Origin of the sequence: Microcoleus sp. Pol8_D6, assembly GCF_036700965.1 — a bacterium.
In the GTDB taxonomy this organism is placed as follows: domain Bacteria; phylum Cyanobacteriota; class Cyanobacteriia; order Cyanobacteriales; family Microcoleaceae; genus Microcoleus.
The window spans coordinates 81,077-100,834 of the sequence record NZ_JAUBPW010000014.1 but is presented as its reverse complement, the minus strand read 5'-3'; the positions used below and the strand labels follow the sequence as shown (position 1 = coordinate 100,834).

Genomic DNA, 19,758 nt, shown 5'->3' with positions numbered 1-19,758 from the left:
ACGGGACAATTCGGCATAGTTCACAAAAAACTTATCAAGGCTACTATCTTACCATCATTACTTCTTGGCCACTACCCCCATATTTATGGTTTTGCTGTTTTAGGGCTTTAGAGGTTTCGCCGTTATAGAGCTTGCTGTTACGTTCACTCCAATAGGCTATATCTCCGTCGTAAGGTGATTTATTCCCTTTGACATTGATGTGTTTATTTTCGGAGTAAGGAACTGATGGGAATGCTTTATCAAGCAGTGACTTGCTAGTGTAGCGAGTCTGTTTTGATTCCTTGCTAAATACCTTGTAGGCTCTTGACTTGATGAATTTCAGGGAATTATGTGACCCATTCATCTTGCAAAAGCGGTGGTAATTCCTCCAACCTCTAACTACAGGGGCTAATTTCTCAACTTTGACCGTAGCACCAAAATTCGAGTTTTTAACGATGTTTTTTACCTTCTGACGGAACGCTTTAAAATTGTCCACCGATGGAACGCATCTAAATTTCCCGTTGTTTTGCACTTTGAAATGCCAACCGAGGAAGTCAAATCCATCTGTCGTAGCTGTTAGCTTAGTTTTCTTTTCACTAACCTTCATGCCTCGTTCTGCCAGAAATTCGCTGACTTTATCAAATATTGTCTCCGCATCATCTTTAGGTTTCAGAATTATTACCATGTCATCCGCGTAACGGACTGATTGGTGTAGTTCCTCAATCCCATTGAGTACAATATTGGCTAGTAATGGACTTACCACGCCCCCTTGTGGGGTTCCTTGTTCGGGAAATTCTGGATTGACTCCTGATTTTAGACAGCGGAATATTCCAGTCTTGATGCCTTTTGGGGCGATGAGTCGTTCCATTATACTGGTGTGGCTTATCCTGTCGAAGCATTTTTCGAGGTCGAGTTCCATAACTCGTTTTTCTATTCCGTTCACATAGGAGCGTAGTTTGAGAAACAGAATCTTTTGTGCGTCGTGCGCCGACCTTCCTGTTCTAAATCCGTAACTCATAGCGTAGAAAGTTCCTTCATGTGCTGGCTGTAGCGCGTATTTTGCGAGGCATTGCCACACTCTATCGGCGATAGTCGGTATCATGAGGAGGCGGGTACTCCCATCCTTTTTAGGGATTGGTATTGAGCATAACTTCTGGTGTTTCCAGTTGCTACTTGTGGCTCTGAGTTCTTCACTCAGAGAGAACCTTTCTTCAAATGTGAGTAAGGCTTTTCCATCGATTCCCGCAGTCTTTTTGCCAGCATTTAGTTGAGTTACTTGACGTATCGCCAGCATTCTTGCAGCCCGAGATTTCAGAATTAGCTTTTGAAGGGACTTCGCTTTTGGCTTGTCTCCAACCTGAATCGCTTTAAACACTCGTTTTTGTAGGCGAAATAAGTCCCTGCAGAATTTCTTCCAAGGTAACGTCTTCCAAGATTCACTAACATTGCTGTTGTGTCCAATCATGCGCTGCTCTAACTTGTGTTTTCTGAACACCGAGCGACCAATTACGGTCTGTCCTACCCGAACTAAGGGGGTTCCGCTGCTCGTCTAGCCTACTCGGGGTTCGACTTCCCCTTGACCCTTAGTTCGTTTTTCTTCGTTCCCTCGGTTAGATTGATTGTTCCTTTAGGTGGAGCCAATTTAACTACTGGATTCCCTGGACTCTTGCCGATATTGAGACAGGTGATTCGGCGGGAATGAACTCCAGTGGAGTCGGGAGTTTTAGTCTGTGTCCCGCTCTAGAATATGTTACTTTTCTAGGCTCTGTTTCACCATTGGAACCCCCCATTAGCGCCAGTGTCGTCCCACATTGGATGTCTGATTGCGCCCTGTTCCCAGCTTCACTCTCCAAGAATCGAGCTTGGTCGGTGTGGGCAGATAGGGAGTCATACCTGAGTCTGGCAGAAGGGACTTGCACTTTTATCAGACCGAGAGTTCAGCCTGTGGCTGGAAACGCTATGTACGGGCTTTCACCGTGATTCACGTTTCAACGAATCGCACTGCCTCCTACTACTTCCCTTTCACCTGCCCCAACAATACCTTATAATCAGCCCGATCGGGATTTAGCTTCACTAACTTCTCCAAAGGCTCGATCGCCCCCACCTTATTATTCATCTGCAACCGCACATTTGCCAACCCCTCCAGAGCCGTCTGATTCTGCGGTTCCCGCTGCAAAACCCCCACGTATCCCCGTTCCTGCGCCGCCAGCAAAGACTCCTGAGAAACAGCCACAGGCGTCGGTTTTTGTTGGTGCTGGTTGCTCAAACCGCTGCTGAACAGACTGAAAATACCAAAAATTGCAGAACCACCAAACGAAACCATTGATACTAACGCAAAAATCTGCTTAGTTCGCTCGCCATTATTAACTTGACGAGGGCTAGATTTTTTCTGTGTGCTTTCCATTGCTAACTCTTGGCCTCGCTGTTTTCCAGGCACTCAAGAAGCGCCTATATCTAGATTGCCCAAGTTCGATCGCAAAACGATCGCCCTTTGCGATTTAAAATTTGGAACCAATTCTAGCCCTGCACAAAATCTCATATTTGTCAAGGACATTTAGGTGACAATAACACGCGGACGATCGAGATTGATGAAGCGCGATCGCACCCTTACTTTTTAGCCGTTACTCTCTGACATTTCGCCAAACCGAGATCGGTAACGCGGTAGCAAAGATGTGAGTTCAGGAGCACGCTGGCGTTCCGCTTCTAGTGCTGAGGCTAATTCCTCAGAAAGCCGATATAATTTTTCTTCTAATTTTGTTGCAGTCATGCCGATCGCTCCTTAATTATGGTTATTTTTAATCTAAAACGCCCTTGCTGACTGGATTGTGCAATCAAAATGGGATTGGATTAAGGGCCGAAAAGCCGATCGACCTTTCACACCTTCAAATGCCATCAGGATCGATGCCTTGGCTTCTCAAGTATGCCATTAGTCGATCGGCTCTCTGGCGTTCCTCTTCGGCCCTCTGGCGTTCATCTTCGGCGCGCTGGCGTTCCTGTTCCACCCGTTCCGCACCCCACAGCAGCAAATTGCCATTTTCATCCCACCAGCGCAACCAATAACCCCTTCTCTGAGATTTTTCACCTTCCCAAACCCCCAGAAATAAACCCATTGATTCTATCCAGAATCGCTGATTAGCATCTGGTTATTGCAATTCGTATTCTCCCGAATTCGAGAGTCTGTACACTTCCAACACTCCCGATTTTTGTTCAAAAATTACATAAATCGGTACTTGCAAAATTCGCTCATAAAACCGCCATTTTCCGTAAGGATATGTCGGTTTATTTGAATATTCACTGCCGTCAGTATCTGATAAAAACTCCATCACTACAGCAGGTACTTCTCCCTCAGCATTGCGCGTATAACTGCGGCGAACTTCTCCTGGTTCTGCTGGCAATACCGAGGGAACGTACACCCAATCCGGGGCTTTTACTACTGTTTTGTCGTTAACTTTGGCACACAGTCCAAAATTGGAAGATATTAGCATTGAAGCTAGGATAAATCCTGCGAGATCCAAGGCTTCTCGGAGGGCGGCGGCTAAAAGTGGTTGGTCGATGTTTTCCACAGGCTCGTCGGGTAATTTAAAGTCGTCTGGCAATTTTTCCCAAGTCACAATATACTGAATTCTGGTTGCGTTCGGTTTCGATAAAGTTTGCGTCATTGGTTTTCCTTGTTTCGAGTGAAAGAGTTTTTTGTTAATAGGATTTGAACAATAATTTTAATGCTTGGTGCGAAAGGCGCACCTTATTAACTAGCTGTAATCTGGGTGCGTATTGCGCTGGTTATTAACTAGAGTAGCTCGCGCATCTTGCAATAATTGCAGTTATTCAATGATACCCTGTTTTAAGGATTATTTTCTGGAGCCAATGGTTCTGCTGACCTTGCAGTTTGAGAAGGTATAACAGGCAATTTGGGCTGTTTTTGCAAGCTGGGAAATCCAGGCTCTACTGATTGATTTCTGGCAGGCGTACTCGCATTTACTTTCTCAGAAAGGGGAGCTAATGTTTGAGTGACTTTAACTTGCTGTCGCAGTTGTTCTGTCGAGCCTAACAAGCCTCCTAATCCGTTGAACAACCTGCGAATATTGTTGCGGAAAGCCGGATCTCCCGTCAAATCATCCACGTCGGAAGTAATTTTTTGCACGTTCTGAAATGTAGCTCGTGCAGAATCTAGAGTTTGCTGCAATAATAGCAAAGTGGCGGGATTGTTTACCTGGCTGGATAAATCTCGCAAATTACCAGAAGCTTGGGCAGCATTCGCTGATAAAACTTCTAAATTGTTCAGCAATTGTCCTTGGTTGATGCGATTAATTGTCGGACTCAAACTGCTAACAGCTACGCGCAGTTCCTGACTGCTTTGATTGATGTTATTCAGAGTTGAGACTAAACTGGCGCGGTTGGTTGTTACTAAAGCATTGAGTTGGTTGGCTGTTAATGTAACTTGATTGGCTGCTTGACTTACTGAATTAGCAGAATTTATCGCAGCGGCAGATACGGCTTTTGTGGAAGTGTCCGCCGTAGCTGCTACTTTAGACACATCAGCGGCGACTGCTGATATTTCTGTCTTGAGCGATTGATTTAAGGTGTTTGCTTCTCCCTTTAATGATTGATTTAAGGTGCTTGCTTCTCCCTTTAATGATTGATTTAAACTTGCTATTTCGGTTTTAACAGATTGATTTAAGCTCCCAATATCTCCCCTTACTGATTGATTTAAAGTTTTTATTTCCGCTTGGGCAGTTTTAGTTAAAGTCGATAAATCTTGAGTAAGTTTAGCTGCACCTTTAGCTGTGTTGGCTGTATTCTCGGCCAGAGATTTAATATTGTTGAACAGCGCGGGGTCGGTGTAGAAATTAGCTAGGCGGACTGTGGATTTAATTAGTTCGTCGATAGTGACTCCAGCTTGACCTTTTAAGCGCGAATTTTGGCAGATAATCTCCGAGGGACAGTCGGCACTAACGGGATTGGCGGTAAGTAATGATTCTGGCAAAATCGAGTTGGGGGTAATGTCGATCGACGATTCGCCAATTAAACCCGATTTATTCGCTTCGATCGTAACATCCCTGGGAATCACTAAAGTACCGGGGGAAATCTCCAGCGTCACGTCTACGCCGTTGGAACCCGGTTTGAGGGCGGTAATTTTACCGACTGCCACCCCGCGATACCTGATGGGCGTGCCGATTTGCATTCCTTGGGCGCTGCCAAATTCTACGGCGAATTTGTAGCTGCGGTTCCCTACCTGCACGCCCCGCAGCCAGAGTACTAAGCCACCAAATAAACCGATTCCTACTAAAATTAAGAACCCGACAGAACCTTCTCTTACAGTTCGCGATCGCATATTACCTCCTTTGGCAGTTGTTAGTTGGCAGTTGTTAGTTGGCAGTTGTTAGTTGGCAGTTGTTAGTTGGCAGTTGGCAGTTGGCAGTTGTTAGTTGGCAGTTGGCAGTTGGCAGTTGGCAGTTGTTAATTGGCAGTTGTTAGTTTTTTCTGATGTGTTGCCTATAGATTTCAGATAGGCGTTTAGCCTTGGCGACAGTTCATCAATAATTAGCTTGAGTGATTCTACTTGTGCACTTGTTAGTAGTTGCCTAGTATAAGCTCGTCTCAACCAGTGCTTTGTTTCATATAAAGAACCTCTGGCAATCTTGATGAAGCGTCGATTATCCTGATAGCTACCTCGACCATCTCCTTCAGCAATATTAGCACCAATACTATCAGCAGAGCGAATAATTTGCTTACCCACCGTATCTTTTGCTAGTGCGTCCCATTTTATAACAATATGCCAAATTTCATCAGCTAATTTTTCTGCTCATTTATAAACATCTAACCTCTGAAAATTTGTTTGTGACATATCCCATCTGCCAATAATACAAACAATTAATCACGACCAACTGCCAACTGCCCACTGACAACTGACCACTGACAATTGACTATCCAAGCGCTTGAATTGGCCCAGTAACACTGCCACTAAAAAATTGTCTGATCAGCAAATTATCTGTCGCTGCAATGTCATTGACAGTTCCCTCCCATTGCACTTTGCCTCGATAGAGAAACACGATGCGATCGGCGGTGCGGCGGATGGTACTGTCTTGGTGAGTGACTATCGCATAAGTGCTGCAAACACCTTGGGCCGCCTGCAAGTCCCTGATTAAATCTTCAATTACCGTCGAAGCGATCGGATCTAAACCCGCCGTCGGTTCGTCGTACAGCAAAACCTCTGGATTATCCCTGTCATTATCAGGATTCGCCATGATCGCGCGGGCAAAACTTACCCGTTTCCTCATTCCCCCAGACAACTGCGCTGGATAGCGTTCGCCAATTCGCGGCAAACCCACCATCTCCAACTTTTCCTCCACCAATTCCCGAATGCGGCGGCGCGGCAGCTTAGAATGCTGGTAAAGTAAAAAACCGACATTCTCCTCCACCGTCAGCGAATCAAACAAAGCCGCTTGCTGAAACACCATCCCAATTCCGATCGGATCTGCCACGTCGTCCACCCATCCGACCCTGCGCTGTCCCTGAACAAAAACCTCACCGGCATCCGGGGCCAACAAACCCGCAATTATCCGCAGAATCGTAGATTTCCCCGTCCCGGAAGGGCCAATAATTGCCAGGGCCTCTCCCCGATAAATCCTCAGATCGACTCGATCGAGGATCGGGTTCTGGCCGAAGGACTTACTTACCCCCTTGAGTTCGATTAGTGGCTCAGCCATAAAATGTTATCAATAAGTTATCAGTCCTCAGTCCTCAGTCTACCTAATGACTAATGACTCCTGACTAATGATTAATGACTAATAACTAAAATTGACTGGCAAATCAAAACTCTCTTGTATTGTAAATTTGTCAGATCGAGCTGTTCCAATACCATTAAGACTAATTAACCATGTCAATTAGTTCACTTCCTAAAGCTCTCCGTGTCTTGGCTAAAGCCAAGCAGGTTTTTGCCCAATCCAGAAATCCTTACCCCCCTTCTTTGCGGAACGGCCGAGTTCACCAGTGGTTTAAGTGGTTAGCCCCCGGGCTGTTAGTGAAACGGTGGCTGCTGATCAGTGCCAGCGGCGTGGTACTTGCCACTTTGGGTTTAGCAATTTGGACTGGGATGACTCCCATTTTCTTCTTATTGCAATTGTTGAGAAATTTTTTGGCGTGGATTGCGGAAGTTATTCCCAATTACGTGTCGGGGCCGATCATCATTGCTGGCGGGATTTTGTTAATTCTGTGGGGGCAAACTCGCAGTTTGAACTCTATTACTCAAGTGCTGATGCCCGAAGGGAATGAGGAATTGGTCGATCGACTTCTCAACCACCGCCGCTTGCACCGCGGCCCGAAAATTGTGGCAATTGGGGGCGGTACGGGCCTTTCTAATTTGCTCAGGGGATTGAAGGATTACAGTGCCAAAATCACTGCTATTGTCACGGTGGCGGATGATGGGGGGTCTTCCGGGCGGCTGCGGCGGGAAATAGGGGTATTGCCGCCCGGAGACATTCGCAATTGTTTGGCGGCTTTGGCAGATGAGGAAAAGTTATTGACTGAGTTATTTCAATATCGCTTTCAGGCCGGTGACGGTTTGATGGGTCACAGTTTTGGGAATTTGTTTTTGACGGCGATGAGCGATATTGCTGGAGATTTGGAACAGGCGATCGCTGCGAGTTCTAAAGTTTTAGCAGTGAGGGGAGAGGTGCTGCCGGCTACTCTGAGCGACGTTTCTTTGTGGGCAGAACTGGCTGACGGCCGCAGGATTGAGGGGGAGTCCAGCATTACAAAAGCTAACGGAAAAATCCTCAGAATAGGCTGCACTCCTGCTAATCCTCCGGCGTTACCGAAGGTGGCCCAAGCACTTCGGGAAGCGGACTTTATCATTATTGGGCCGGGGAGTCTTTATACGAGTGTTATTCCGAATTTGTTGGTGCCGGAAATTGCTGATGCGATCGCCAACAGCGAAGTTCCGCGCATTTATGTGTGCAATATTATGACTCAGCCGGGGGAAACCGACGGATACAGTGTTGCAGACCACATTCGGGCGATCGATCGCGCTTGCGGCCGGCCCCTGTTCGATGCTGTAGTAGTTCAAGGCAAAGTCCCTTCTGCAAAGGCTTTGATCCGCTATTCTCAGGAGAATTCTTATCCGGTTGTGCTCGATCGAGAAGCCGTAACGCAATTGGGGCGGCGAATTGTCATCGCAAATGTGATGGATGAAGATAAAAATACGGGTTTAATTCGCCACAATTCTCAAAGGTTGGCGGGTATGTTGCTGCGTTGGTACGGCCGCGCACACAACATTTAAGCTGCTGACTGTTGACTGTTGACTAATATTATTGGTTATTGGTTATTGGCAGCCGCCAGCGAGTAACAAATAACAAATAACACATAACAAATAATAAATGACTAATGACTAACTATTGAAATGAAAACTTTGCTTCCCGATTCTGAGGCTACGCGCAAGTTTGGTGTTGCGTTAGGTCGATCGCTCCCCGCCGGCACTCTAATCTTATTACAAGGAGATTTAGGTGCGGGCAAAACTACTTTGGTTCAAGGCATTGCTGAAGGTTTAGGAATATCAGACTCGGTTGAGAGTCCTACTTTTACGCTGATTAACGAGTATTTTGAAGGGCGAGTTCCGCTCTATCATCTAGATTTATATCGACTAGAACCCGCAGAAGTGGAGGCTTTGCACTTAGAAAGTTATTGGGACGGGTTAGAAATGGATTTGGGAATTGTGGCGATCGAATGGGCGGAAAGATTGCAGTACAAGCCAGAAAATTATTTGCAAATTTCTTTGAGTTATCTAGATAACTGGCGGCAAGCTGAAGTAATTGGTAATGGCGACTTATTGGATTGGCAATTGGAAGTTTGAGAAAAGGCGATCGAACTTACTGCGTCGGACGGTTGACTCGAATCAATTTCCCCCTCAAAGTTTCCTCACCAGCAATAGCATCATTGATGCCTGTTGCCAACCTTTCTAGATTTTTATCGTGTGTACACACGATAATAGCAGCATGATTTGGTTCTTGAGTATGCAAGGGAATGAAATGCCGACGATTTTACGTCATAACCGCCCGATCGTTATTCACAGCAAAGGCTAATACTTCGGGGTCATCATCTCCTGCATTTCCTGCCTCTTGAATAGTCAGGGCATCGTGACCAAAATTTCGCAGCAATGCCACAACAGGAAACGGGAACTGTTCATCTGCATAGAAACGTGCTATAAATTATACTTCCTGCATCATTGCTGCTGCTTCTTCTCGGAGTGCTGTTTCAATTTCTTCTGAGTTAGCCTCAGCATAAGTCCAGACATTTACTAAGTTTGCAGCATTCAACTGGGGATAAAATTCTAGAAGTTCAGCATCGCTTGAACCTTGACGACGTAAACTCACGAACAGCCAAACGGGAAGTCTAGTTTTGGCAATGCAAGCATCGCCACCACACACGTCGGGAGTTTTGGTAATTCCAGGCCAGCTATTGTTTAAACTTTGAGTTAAAAGCCGGATGGCTTCAGCTTTCTCAGTCGGAGTTAAGGCCAGGAGTTGTGTTTTTAGTTATTGGAGAAGCATGACTAAAATCGCCTTTGCGATGCAGGAATACCCAATTATAACACTTGAGTTAAATCCATGCTTAATCAGCGTCAAATGTCAAGGCTTCTCCCCTCACATTTGTATCCAATTTACCATTCTCAAACACAACTTTTCCTCCCACAACAGTCACAACGGGCCATCCAGTCAAACTCCAACCTTCAAAGGAACTCCAGCCACACTTGCTCGCCATCTCTGCTCCGATCACCGGGCGGTAGTTCTCCAAATCAACTAAGACTAAATCGGCGTCAAAACCCGGAGCAATCGCCCCTTTGTTCGGAATCTTATAAGCCTTAGCAACAGCCGCCGACATCCAATTAGCAACTTGAGCAACTGTACATCTTCCCTCTACTGCTTGCGTCAGCATCAAAGGCAAAGAAGTTTCGACTCCGGGCATTCCCGACGGCGTATTTGGATATTCTTGAGCTTTTTCTGCTAATGTATGCGGCGCGTGGTCGGTGGCGATAAAATCAATTACCCCGTCGAGTAAAGCTTGCCAAAGTATTTCGTTATCGCGGGGCTCGCGCAAAGGCGGATTCATCTGAGCTAAACTGCCAATTTTTTGATAGGCGCTGGTATTTAACAACAAATGCTGGGGCGTAACTTCGGCTGTCACCCAACTCGGTTTTTCCTGGCGTAAAAACTCAGCTTCATCCCCCGTTGAAAGGTGCAGAATGTGCAGTCGCCGCTGATATTTATTAGAAAGTTTTACTGCTAGTTGAGTTGCCAATAAAGCTGCTTGATTGTCTTGAATTTGCGAGTGCACGGCAACATCGGAAATCCCGGCAAATTCCTGACGCCTCTGGTTGATTCTAGCTTGGTCTTCTGCGTGTACCGCAATTAGTCGATCGCCTGCAGCAAAAATCGCCTCTAAAGTTGCTTCTCCATCGACCAAAAGCTGACCGTGCATCGAACCCATAAACACCTTAATTCCGGGAGTTGGATTCGCAGTCAACAAATCCGGCAAATTCTCTGGCGTTGCACCAATAAAAAAGCCGTAATTCACCAAACACTTCTCGGCAGCGCGACTTAGTTTATCATCTAAGGCAGCTTGGGTGGTGGTCAGCGGTCGCGTATTCGGCATTTCCAGAAACGATGTCACGCCGCCTTTAGCGCAAGCACAGCTAGCGGTAAATAAGTCTTCCTTGTGTTCTAAACCCGGTTCGCGGAAGTGTACCTGGGGATCAATTACTCCGGGTAACAGAGTTAAGCCTTTCGCATCTATTTCTCGATCGCCAGATTCGACAATTTCCGCAGCAACCTTGACAATTTTGCGATCGCAGATTTGCACATCTCCTACCAAAAACTCACCGTTGGGCAAAAGAATGCGAGCGCGACGGATTAACAAACTTGATTCGGGAGTCATAAGATATCATTAATTGAGTAAACAGCGTGCTAGCATGGAAGCATTATTAAGTTTATAATTCGTATCCAGCTCAGTCACTACAATACACTATGACTCGTCTAGACAAGTCAGCCGACGAAAAACCTCCGCAAGACACCGAAAATCCTTGGATCGAAGGAATTAAGACGATCGGCTTAGCAGCATTTTTAGCCTTTGGTATCCGCACCCTGGTTGCCGAAGCACGCTACATTCCCACCGGCTCGATGCTCCCAACCTTACAAATTAACGATCGATTAATTATAGATAAGGTGAGCTATCGATTCCAAGAGCCCCAGCGAGGAGATATTATTGTATTTATGCCTCCCGATCCGGCTAGTTTGTGCACGGGACAGCCGCCACCGATCAAAGATGCCTATATCAAGCGAGTGATCGGACTGCCGGGGGACAGTGTGGAAGTCAGAGAAGGAAAAGTTTTTATTAACAAGCAGCCGCTACAGGAAAAATATATTGAAGAAATTCCGCAGTATCCCTACGGGCCTGTAGTTGTAGCTCCAAATTCTTACTTGGTACTCGGGGACAACCGCAACGCAAGCTGTGACAGTCATTATTGGGGCTTTGTACCCAAGCAAAATATCATCGGTAGGGCAATTGTGCGTTTTTGGCCACTCAACCGCACAGGTTCGATCGACCCCACGCCCCTTTATCCCGCTAAAAATTAGCTCTAACGGAAGGAAGAAGGAAGAAGCAAAAAAGCCCATTCAATAATAGCAATGATTTGGGTGATTAAGAACATCCTAATCGTCTTATCGTTTGCTATACAAAACGCTAAGGATATTAGAGCCCCGACTTCTTGAAGAAGTCGGGGCTCTAAGCTGACTGGCTGGATCAATTCTAAAATCTAAAATCTAATATTTAAAATCGCCTGGCGTTTCGCGATCGAGAACTTTCACAACTTTGTTATACATCTCCTCAGCTTGTTGCGGCGAATTGCCTATACTCGTCACTCCCAATTTGCCAAACTCCGACAAACAACCCATTAAATGAAACACACTGCCCGTCTCTGTACCGCTGTCAAAGTGCAGTTGATTGTCAGCAATAATATCCATCAAATCGTTCGGTAATAATCCCCGATAGCGCTCTTTTTTCAAATTGTCCGAAGCGACATAATATTTCGGACGGCCCTGCTGGCTGTAAAATAATCCGGTAGTACGCTCGTAACGACCGTTTGTTAACAGCTTCAAAGCCATAAACGGATGAGTTGTGCCTCCTTTACGTAAGTTAATTTCTATTGCTTGAAGATCCCATTTCCCGTCGGATTGCTTTACAGCGAGAAAATCTACTCCAAATCTTTCTAAAGCGCCTTTTTTAGCTAAGTTTTGCCCGACTTTCCATCCCAATTCTTGCAACGCCAGCCGGTAAGATTCGTCCGCCGGAAATCGGCAACCCAAGAAAATTTGGCCGTCTGGGCCTCCTAAAATCTGGTCGTGAGTGGAGAGGATTTCTACTTCGCTGCTGGGAATAATTCTGCCTTGAACGCTGGGGGAGAACTTTTCTTCTCCTTCGATAAATGCTTCGGCAATTGCCCCTAATTCGGGAATGCGGCTGCTAAAGTTGTCCCAGGTTTCGCCTTTGGATTGAAAGCGTAAATTATGGAAGTGCTCGCCAATTGCCTTTGCTCTTTCTGTAGGCGCTTTACCTGCGAGGGACTTCAGGTCTAAAATTGCATTCCCTTCCCCCGAAAAACCTTCATTTAACTTAATTACGATCCGCTGCAAATGTGGCTGCCGTTCCCACAATTGAGCGGCAGCTTCTGCTAAATCTTCCGCATTCCAAACCAACTCGGAACCGTCAGGATAAGGCACGCCACATTCTTGGAAAATTTGCCTGCTACCGCTTTTTGTTCCCCAGTATAACAGATCGGGATCGCTGGCCCACAAAGGAATCCCCAATTGAACAGATAACTCGCGTTCTAAGGGCGTCGAGTTATAACAAACCATATAAGATTTTTTCGGCCGTACTGCTTGACGAATGCGCTCCATCAAGCGGGGGCGCTCTAAAATTTTCTGGGTGAGGGATTTGGCAGAAGCATCGTAAGCACTGAACAGCAAAAGCCGATCGCGCGCGTGAGAAAACGGAATTCCCGGCAGCAATTGCAGGTAATAATCCACAATCATCGGGTGCAATGGCTCCGAGGTAATGTAAATTAAGCGCGTGTGGGGATTTCGCAGGCGAATCAATGAAAATAAATGTCGCTCTTCGTAGTGGTAAGCACCCTCAATTTTCCGCATTTCTTGCTGATCTAAGCTGACAGAAGGAATGATAATAATGTCACAATCTCCGCTGTCGAATTCTTCTATCGCTCGCCAACGCTCGCGTAATTCTGTCTGAAGATTGCGAAACTTCTGCGCGGATTCGGAAGATGATTTATTTAACTCTTGCATTGCTTTTTATCCTAAGTATTCAAATAATTATTGCTGATGATGATGTCGGGTGTGTCAGCCCCAATACTTGAGACAACTGACAGAGTTTTTTTGTCTGACTACAATTCTAAATCTTATACCAATTATTAAAACGAACAGTAGGGACTTAGGCCTTGCCATGTCCCGAATCCCGGCGCCGGAGACGGCAATGCCCATAGGTGTCAACTTAAGCTTGAAAGCCTTGATAAATCTCGTTTTTACCTGAGTCCAGATCCCCCTAAATCCCCCTTAAGAAGGGGGACTTAAAGAGGCTTCCTCTCCCCCCTTCGTAGGGGCGGTGCCCCCGTGCCCGCCCGCTCGCTAGGGGGGATCTGGCCTTAATAGTCAAACAGCCGTCTCTAACTAGGTTTGACGTTAAGTTGACACGCCTTGGGCTCTTGGAGTGTCCCTACAGCTACTTTTCAGAATTGCTCTAAGAAGCTCGCCACGCTCGAAAAAGTCGGGCATACTGCAATATTGGCTCTAAGCGGCGTTGATTTTGCTTGAGAGCCGATCGCAATTTTTCCGAAGGGCGGAACACTAGGGGAGCCGAATATTTGTTCAGCATCTCCATATCTGGCGACTGGCTCAGCAGCATCAGCCGCACGTCTTTGTCGAGCAAATAACTTAGAGACAGCAAATCTCCCATGTTAGTAAAATCGTTGCCACGATCACTAATTACAATTGTATCTTTAATCGATCGATTAGCTATCGCCTCTTTGTTAATAATTTTCGCAACTTCAGCATTAAAATAGCTCAAGTCTTTGCTCCACCAAGTATCAGAAAAAGCGCTAACTGTACAAGAGGCTATACTTGCTGTAAATACCAAGCCTAAAATGACTTGCCAAAACCGCTGCTGAGTTTTCACGTTACTGGCGAGCAAGTAAGCAACTGCTAGCTGCACTGCCGGAAAGCACGAAATCAGATAACGGCTGACTGCCGAACGTTTGCCACCTAGGATCAGATCCGGTAAAGCCAGGAGCAAAAAAGGTACAAAAATTGATGTTACAATAAACACCCAAGTTGAACTGCTAGTGCGGCGGCAGATTGTGTAAAGGGCTGCCGCAAATAACAGCAAAAATGGCAATCTCAGCAGATAAGTCCAAATATTATCAAACCCGAAGTCGAAGTCAAAAAATAAAGCTGTAAAGCTGAGTGTCCACAATTTGACAAGATACAGCCAACCCGGAGATACTCGCGTCCAATCTGTCGTAGCTGATGCTCGTCCCAGGTTGGTCGCCAGCACGTAAATCCAGGGGATATACAATATTAAAGCTGCTGTTACTGCTAAGAAAAATTGGGAATTAGTTACGTGACCGGGCAATTTTGTTTTTTTGACAAACAACCAGTAAGAAATTATAAAAACTCCGTGTCCAATGAGTGTTAAACTGAAGAAAGGATGAGTGTAGAAACCAAGGGCGATCGCCAGCGAGTAAAATACCCAATTTTGCCAATCCCGCAACCGCACTGCTCTCAGCAGCAGCCAACTGCTCCCAATCACTGTGGCTGTCAGCAAACTGTACTGCCTTGCGGTCTGAGCAAACAAGATGTCAAAGGGAGATAAAGCCAAAAGTGCTGTTGCTAATAACGCAGCCAAATTCGAGGCGAAAAGTTCCTGAGCTAAAGCGTACATCAAAGGCAGCGACAGCAAACTTAATAGTGCTGGCAAACTGCGAGATGCTGTTAGAGAACTGCCAAATTGCTGCATCCACCAACGAGCCATGAGAAAGTATAAAGGCGGATGCTGCGGGTCTTCTAGTGCCAAAGAACGAATGGTGTCTACTTCTGTACTTCCCGGTTTAATCCGCTGATATTTTTGCAATTCTGGTGCGGGAAAAATCCGGTTTTGGAATAGTTCGTCGTCAATTTCTTGGCGGGTGAAACCAGCGGCGCGGATTGATGTGTAAGCTTCGTCGTGCCAGTACAGTTTGCGATCGATCTCAAAAAACCGAAATCCGATACCAAGTAAAATGCCGATCGCCAATAAGTTAATCAACCAGCGGGAATTTTTACTATTGACAGATATGTCTTGATGTGTTGTAGATGCCATGCTTGTCCTAATTGTGGCGATTACTTGTTACCAGGCTCTGCCTGGTAACACAGATCCGAAGGCTCTGCCTCCAATTTTAATGTAAGCTTTTCGAGGCAGAGCCTCGCTTACATCGGTTCCCAGACAGAGTCTGGGAACCAGTTAAATATCTTCTACATCTTGGGCATTCTGAAGGCGGGAGCAGGCTGAACCACCCCAAAATCAAGAATCTTCAACCAAATGCTCCCAGAACCTCCAGACCCCAAAAATAACTGCTAACATACGTGTTGTACAGTTAATCAACAAGCTCCGCAAGGGGTCTACCCGCGTACCGCAAATGGCAAAAAAAGAAGCGTCTATAAAAACTTCCACTGAAAACTCAGAAAAGCAAAAAGCTCTAACTTCCGTACTCTCCCAAATCGAGCGCAGCTTTGGCAAAGGGGCGATCGTCCGATTGGGAGACTCCACTCGCATGAGGGTAGAAACCATTCCCACCGGAGCCCTGACACTAGACATTGCTTTGGGCGGCGGTTTGCCAAAAGGTCGAGTTATTGAAATTTACGGCCCGGAAAGTTCCGGTAAAACCACTCTAGCTCTCCACGCCATCGCCGAAGTCCAAAAATCCGGCGGTATCGCAGCCTTCGTCGATGCCGAACACGCCCTCGATCCCACCTACGCCTCAGCTTTAGGCGTCGATATTGAAAATCTCTTAGTTTCCCAGCCGGATACCGGCGAAATGGCCCTAGAAATAGTCGATCAACTCGTCCGTTCCGTCGCCGTCGATATCGTAGTAATTGACTCCGTAGCCGCCCTCGTCCCCCGCGCCGAAATCGAAGGCGACATGGGCGACTCCCACATGGGTTTGCAAGCGCGCTTGATGAGTCAAGCTTTGCGGAAAATCACCGGCAATATCGGCAAATCCGGCTGTACCGTCATCTTTCTCAACCAATTGCGGCAGAAAATCGGCATAACTTACGGCAACCCGGAAACCACAACCGGCGGTAACGCACTCAAATTCTACGCCAGCGTGCGGCTCGACATTCGCCGCATTCAAAGCTTGAAAAAAGGTACCGAAGAATACGGCAACCGCACGAAAGTTAAAGTTGCTAAAAATAAAGTTGCTCCGCCTTTCCGCATTGCCGAATTTGACATTGTATTTGGCAAAGGCATTTCTACTTTAGGCTGTCTGACTGACTTGGCCGACGAAATGGGAGTAATTCTGAAAAAAGGTTCTTGGTATAGCTACAACGGAGAGAACATAGCTCAAGGACGAGACAAAGTGATCCAGCACATGGAGAAAAACATCGATTTCAAAAATGAAATTGAGGAGCTAGTTAAAAAGAAACTTGAGACAGGTGCTCTGGTTTCTGCTAATTCTGTCGCTCCTATTGAGGTAGATGATGTAGATGATGTAGATGATGTAGATGATGTAAATGATGAGGTAGATGATGTAGATGGTTTGGACGAAGAAATCTAAGTTTTTTAGTCCTCAATTATTACTCGTTTACTGGTTGTTTACTGATTGTTTACTCGTTACCAGGCTGGAGCGAAAGTAACACTCCACAGCTACCTAGAGCCTCGAATTTAATTTTCGCTCGCGAGGCTCTTCCTCTAGGTATCGGTTCCCAGGCTCCAGCCATAGAACCAGTAAATTGACCGGACATGATATGAGATCGGGATTGCCGAATATATTGCGGATTGCTATACTTGTACAGTAAGTAGTACAAGTGTCAAGTACATGAATATTGTTTCTTTTAGCGAAGCGAGAAATAACCTCAAGGCTGTTTTAGACAGAGTAGTGGAAGATACGGACTATACCATCATCACTAGACGAGATGCGGAGGATGCCGTGGTGATGTCGCTAGAGTTCTTTAATAGCTTGCTGGAAACAGTTCATTTACTCAAATCCCCCACCAATGCTGCCCATTTGGAGCGTTCTATCGCTCACTTTAAGCAGGGGAAAGTGGTAGAGCAAAATTTGTTGGATGACTAGAAAGTTAGCATGGACGGATGAGGCTTGGGGCGATTATTTATATTGGAAAGGGCAAGATAAGAAAACCTTAAAACGAATTAACAAGCTAATTGAGGCAACAATCCGATTGCCGTTTGAGGGGATCGGAAAGCCCGAACTACTGAGGGAGAATCTGGCTGGTTTTTGGTCGCGGCGAATTGATGATACGAATCGATTAGTTTATGTTGTGGATGACGAGTATCTAACGATTATCTCTTGTCGATACCACTATTATGATTGACATCCTCCTTGGTCTGCTTAGCTATGGTGCGGCGTTTGTGTTTAACAGGAAAGTCGGCGTTTTTTTGATCAGTTTAATTTTAATTTTATGACGATAGCGAGTTTCTATTTAACCGGCGAGCGTAACTTTTGTCACGCTATGTAACTTTTGCAGGATAAACAGGGATGAGGGGGTACTCCTTTACATGGCAATTGTTATGCAGTGATCGATGGTTTAGTAGTGAAGCCACAAAATAACGCGGACTTTTTATTTAAATTGCATATTCGAGGCGGGCGGGACGCCCACCCCACTCATTGTTTTATTGTTTTTTGACATACAATTTAAATCCACAACAGCTTATCCCAACAGAATTGTTTTCAAAATACTCCTTCTAAACTGGATTCATGTCTTTTGGTCAGCCGCGTGGCTCTGACAGCGGAACTGGGAGCCTCTCATATTTGTAAAAATACTTCTTCTGGCTCCTGCCTTCTGCCTTCTGCCTCTGGCCTCAAAACTCCAATTTTGGGCTTGGCTGCTTTCATTGAGATGGTCCCTACTTACGATCACTTATTCAGGCATAGAAACTGGCTGAATGTATTGAGAATTAGCGCGCACATAACAGCCTTGTCTTGTGAGCAACCAGGGTTGACCGTTCGCCATCGTAATAGCATTTGCTCCCCTGAGTTCAGCAGCAACTGTATCTTTATCCGCGCGGTAAACTTGTTGAATTGCTCCGTTTGCGGTCTTGCGACAGTTGAGTTGTCCATCTCGCGAGGTGACTCGCCAAGCAGGCCAAGTTACAAAACCATTTGTTGGACTCGACCAAGTATTAGCATTGCTAGAAGTATAGTCGCCACTTGCATTAGGACGCGGTAAAGCTTCGACTAAATTTACTTTAAATGTCTGGCCAATAGAAGGACAATTTTCTCCTGCTTTCACCTTCCAAGTAACTTCGGCTCCCAATTGGCTGCTTCTTCCAACTTGACGCCTGACAATGGCAATATCTCCAGAACAAACAATTTTTCGGCCAGGGCCTGTCGCACTGTCTTTGAAAGTCCCATTGTAATAGTAAGAGCCTGCTGCTCCTTCGGAACGGGTAATTTGAATATTGCCCAAAAATTCCCGATTGCCTACTTTGGTCAAGTAAAAACCGCTGCGATTGTTTCCTTTTTCTGACAAGTTTAAAGTAGTTTTACCGTTAGGATTAACATAAGTGGTAGCGCTAGCAGCAGCACACCAAATTAATGACACAACTCCTGTGGATAACAAAATGGAAAGTTTTTTCACAGCAACACCTTGTATGATATGAATCTCTACTTTATTTATAGCTGTTGGTGAAAATACTTGACCAGTCGCTCAAATGAGTGACACTCATTTGAGCGACAGCGCACTCGTTTTACCCTGCGTGCGGACTATCCCCGGCATCAACTCTGCATAACTTCACCTTGCTTCAGCTCCCTTCCACTCTCTTCACTTGTATGCACTTGCATCACGATGCCTACAAGCTTCCACTTCTGACTCATTGCAAGTTCCAATAATTAGCAGCAGAATAAATTTATATACGTAAGTAAGGGAGTTCCAATCACCGCTAAATACTGTGGATTTTACGGCTACTCCCCGGTGGGTCAAGTTGCGATTACAAACACTAGGGCGATTTTTACAGGTAGCAGATTTCCAATCTAAGAATGCTTGTAAAGAAATGTAAAAGCTCCTGATCGCCGATTGGTTTGACAGAAAGTACGATTTTTAAGCGGAGTCGGTAAAAAAAGTAGTCTTGATTCAGCGCAAAAATGAACTTGACCAACACAAATTAATTTGCTCGAAACTTAAATCATTGTTGAATGGATAATAAATTATGGCTGACGGTCAATTAGGAGTTATATTAAAGATGGCTCAAACCATTAATCCTCAAATTGAGAGCGCTCGACACTTTGAATTAGACTTGGCAAAATTGCGCCAACTGCCAGCAGGAACATTAGGGTGCGAAGTGGCGCGATTTCTAGACGAACAAGGCTTTGAGCCGATCGCATCGGGAGACTGGATTCAGCGAAACCACGACGTTTAACGGGTTCTGACTGGTCTTTCAGCTTCAACAGAAGATGAATTTATACTTCAAGCGTTTACTCGTGATCAAGTATTTCTTCCTTCTTGT

Annotated in this window: 18 protein-coding genes and 2 pseudogenes; 7 read left to right on the top strand and 13 right to left on the bottom strand. The window is 45.7% G+C overall.

The genetic code is table 11. From position 1 onward, the window contains the following. Positions 1 to 43: 43 nt before the first annotated feature. The 7 genes and pseudogenes from QUA10_RS08685 to QUA10_RS08655 all read right to left on the bottom strand — a co-directional run bounded on the left by QUA10_RS08685 (position 44) and on the right by QUA10_RS08655 (position 6,686). Positions 44 to 1,444, bottom strand: a complete 1,401-nt coding sequence (locus QUA10_RS08685) for a reverse transcriptase domain-containing protein (protein ID WP_333086221.1) — start codon at positions 1,442 to 1,444, stop codon at positions 44 to 46. A 546-nt stretch (positions 1,445 to 1,990) separates the two neighbouring features. Next, positions 1,991 to 2,383 carry a tetratricopeptide repeat protein gene (locus tag QUA10_RS08680; RefSeq protein ID WP_333081484.1) on the bottom strand — a complete coding sequence of 131 codons (393 nt, stop codon included), beginning with the start codon at positions 2,381 to 2,383 and terminating at the stop codon, positions 1,991 to 1,993. A 210-nt stretch (positions 2,384 to 2,593) separates the two neighbouring features. Beyond that, entirely contained in the window at positions 2,594 to 2,746 is a 153-nt protein-coding gene (locus QUA10_RS08675) for a hypothetical protein (protein WP_333081485.1), read from the bottom strand. A 115-nt stretch (positions 2,747 to 2,861) separates the two neighbouring features. Further along, positions 2,862 to 3,638: pseudogene (locus QUA10_RS08670) on the bottom strand (Uma2 family endonuclease). A gap of 182 nt (positions 3,639 to 3,820) precedes the next feature. Beyond that, complete coding sequence (locus QUA10_RS08665) at positions 3,821 to 5,311, bottom strand: MlaD family protein (protein ID WP_333081486.1); 1,491 nt, start codon at positions 5,309 to 5,311, stop codon at positions 3,821 to 3,823. A 90-nt stretch (positions 5,312 to 5,401) separates the two neighbouring features. After that, positions 5,402 to 5,770: pseudogene (locus tag QUA10_RS08660) on the bottom strand (four helix bundle protein); the annotation flags it as partial. A 133-nt stretch (positions 5,771 to 5,903) separates the two neighbouring features. Beyond that, positions 5,904 to 6,686, bottom strand: a complete 783-nt coding sequence (locus QUA10_RS08655) for an ATP-binding cassette domain-containing protein (RefSeq protein ID WP_333081487.1) — start codon at positions 6,684 to 6,686, stop codon at positions 5,904 to 5,906. Positions 6,687 to 6,856: 170 nt separating this feature from the next. Here QUA10_RS08655 and QUA10_RS08650 point away from each other — a divergent pair, with 170 nt between their 5' ends. Both QUA10_RS08650 and tsaE read left to right on the top strand, forming a co-directional pair. Beyond that, the gene (locus QUA10_RS08650) at positions 6,857 to 8,257 is read left to right on the top strand and encodes a gluconeogenesis factor YvcK family protein (protein ID WP_333081488.1); all 1,401 of its coding nucleotides are present in this window, start codon (positions 6,857 to 6,859) and stop codon (positions 8,255 to 8,257) included. 120 nt (positions 8,258 to 8,377) lie between these two features. After that, the gene (gene tsaE / locus QUA10_RS08645; RefSeq protein WP_333081489.1) at positions 8,378 to 8,827 is read left to right on the top strand and encodes a tRNA (adenosine(37)-N6)-threonylcarbamoyltransferase complex ATPase subunit type 1 TsaE; all 450 of its coding nucleotides are present in this window, start codon (positions 8,378 to 8,380) and stop codon (positions 8,825 to 8,827) included. A gap of 187 nt (positions 8,828 to 9,014) precedes the next feature. Here the strand turns inward: tsaE and QUA10_RS29080 are convergent, their stop codons facing one another. The 3 genes from QUA10_RS29080 to QUA10_RS08630 form a co-directional block, all read right to left on the bottom strand. Further along, positions 9,015 to 9,179, bottom strand: a complete 165-nt coding sequence (locus tag QUA10_RS29080) for a DUF5615 family PIN-like protein (protein ID WP_445243557.1) — start codon at positions 9,177 to 9,179, stop codon at positions 9,015 to 9,017. A 3-nt stretch (positions 9,180 to 9,182) separates the two neighbouring features. Next, positions 9,183 to 9,494: a DUF433 domain-containing protein gene (locus QUA10_RS08635; protein WP_333081567.1), complete on the bottom strand. Its 312-nt coding sequence runs from the start codon at positions 9,492 to 9,494 to the stop codon at positions 9,183 to 9,185. Between the two features lie 91 nt (positions 9,495 to 9,585). After that, complete coding sequence (locus QUA10_RS08630; RefSeq protein WP_333081490.1) at positions 9,586 to 10,908, bottom strand: dihydroorotase; 1,323 nt, start codon at positions 10,906 to 10,908, stop codon at positions 9,586 to 9,588. An 89-nt stretch (positions 10,909 to 10,997) separates the two neighbouring features. Between QUA10_RS08630 and lepB the strand changes: the two genes are divergently transcribed. Next, entirely contained in the window at positions 10,998 to 11,606 is a 609-nt protein-coding gene (gene lepB, locus QUA10_RS08625; RefSeq protein ID WP_333081491.1) for a signal peptidase I, read from the top strand. A gap of 186 nt (positions 11,607 to 11,792) precedes the next feature. Here lepB and QUA10_RS08620 read toward each other — a convergent pair whose 3' ends face one another. Next, on the bottom strand, positions 11,793 to 13,328 hold the full coding sequence (locus QUA10_RS08620) for a peptide ligase PGM1-related protein (RefSeq protein ID WP_333081492.1): 1,536 nt from the start codon (positions 13,326 to 13,328) through the stop codon (positions 11,793 to 11,795). 451 nt (positions 13,329 to 13,779) lie between these two features. Next, on the bottom strand, positions 13,780 to 15,396 hold the full coding sequence (locus QUA10_RS08615) for a glycosyltransferase family 39 protein (protein ID WP_333081493.1): 1,617 nt from the start codon (positions 15,394 to 15,396) through the stop codon (positions 13,780 to 13,782). Positions 15,397 to 15,712: 316 nt separating this feature from the next. On the opposite strand from QUA10_RS08615, the gene recA reads away from it, so the two are divergent. The 3 genes from recA to QUA10_RS08600 all read left to right on the top strand — a co-directional run bounded on the left by recA (position 15,713) and on the right by QUA10_RS08600 (position 17,627). Further along, positions 15,713 to 16,852 (top strand): recombinase RecA, encoded by a 1,140-nt coding sequence (gene recA, locus QUA10_RS08610; RefSeq protein WP_333081494.1) that lies wholly within the window; start codon positions 15,713 to 15,715, stop codon positions 16,850 to 16,852. Between the two features lie 261 nt (positions 16,853 to 17,113). Beyond that, a complete protein-coding gene (locus tag QUA10_RS08605; protein WP_333081495.1) occupies positions 17,114 to 17,368 on the top strand; it encodes a type II toxin-antitoxin system prevent-host-death family antitoxin in 255 nt (84 codons plus the stop codon). Beyond that, positions 17,361 to 17,627 carry a Txe/YoeB family addiction module toxin gene (locus QUA10_RS08600; protein WP_333081496.1) on the top strand — a complete coding sequence of 89 codons (267 nt, stop codon included), beginning with the start codon at positions 17,361 to 17,363 and terminating at the stop codon, positions 17,625 to 17,627. Before QUA10_RS08605 ends, QUA10_RS08600 begins: the two co-directional genes overlap by 8 nt. Positions 17,628 to 18,173: 546 nt before the next feature. Here the strand turns inward: QUA10_RS08600 and QUA10_RS08595 are convergent. Then, on the bottom strand, positions 18,174 to 18,893 hold the full coding sequence (locus QUA10_RS08595) for a hypothetical protein (RefSeq protein ID WP_333081497.1): 720 nt from the start codon (positions 18,891 to 18,893) through the stop codon (positions 18,174 to 18,176). Between the two features lie 568 nt (positions 18,894 to 19,461). On the opposite strand from QUA10_RS08595, the gene QUA10_RS08590 reads away from it, so the two are divergent. Continuing rightward, positions 19,462 to 19,671, top strand: coding sequence for a hypothetical protein (locus QUA10_RS08590; protein ID WP_333081498.1), 210 nt, complete (start codon positions 19,462 to 19,464; stop codon positions 19,669 to 19,671). The last annotated feature ends 87 nt before the right edge of the window (positions 19,672 to 19,758 follow it).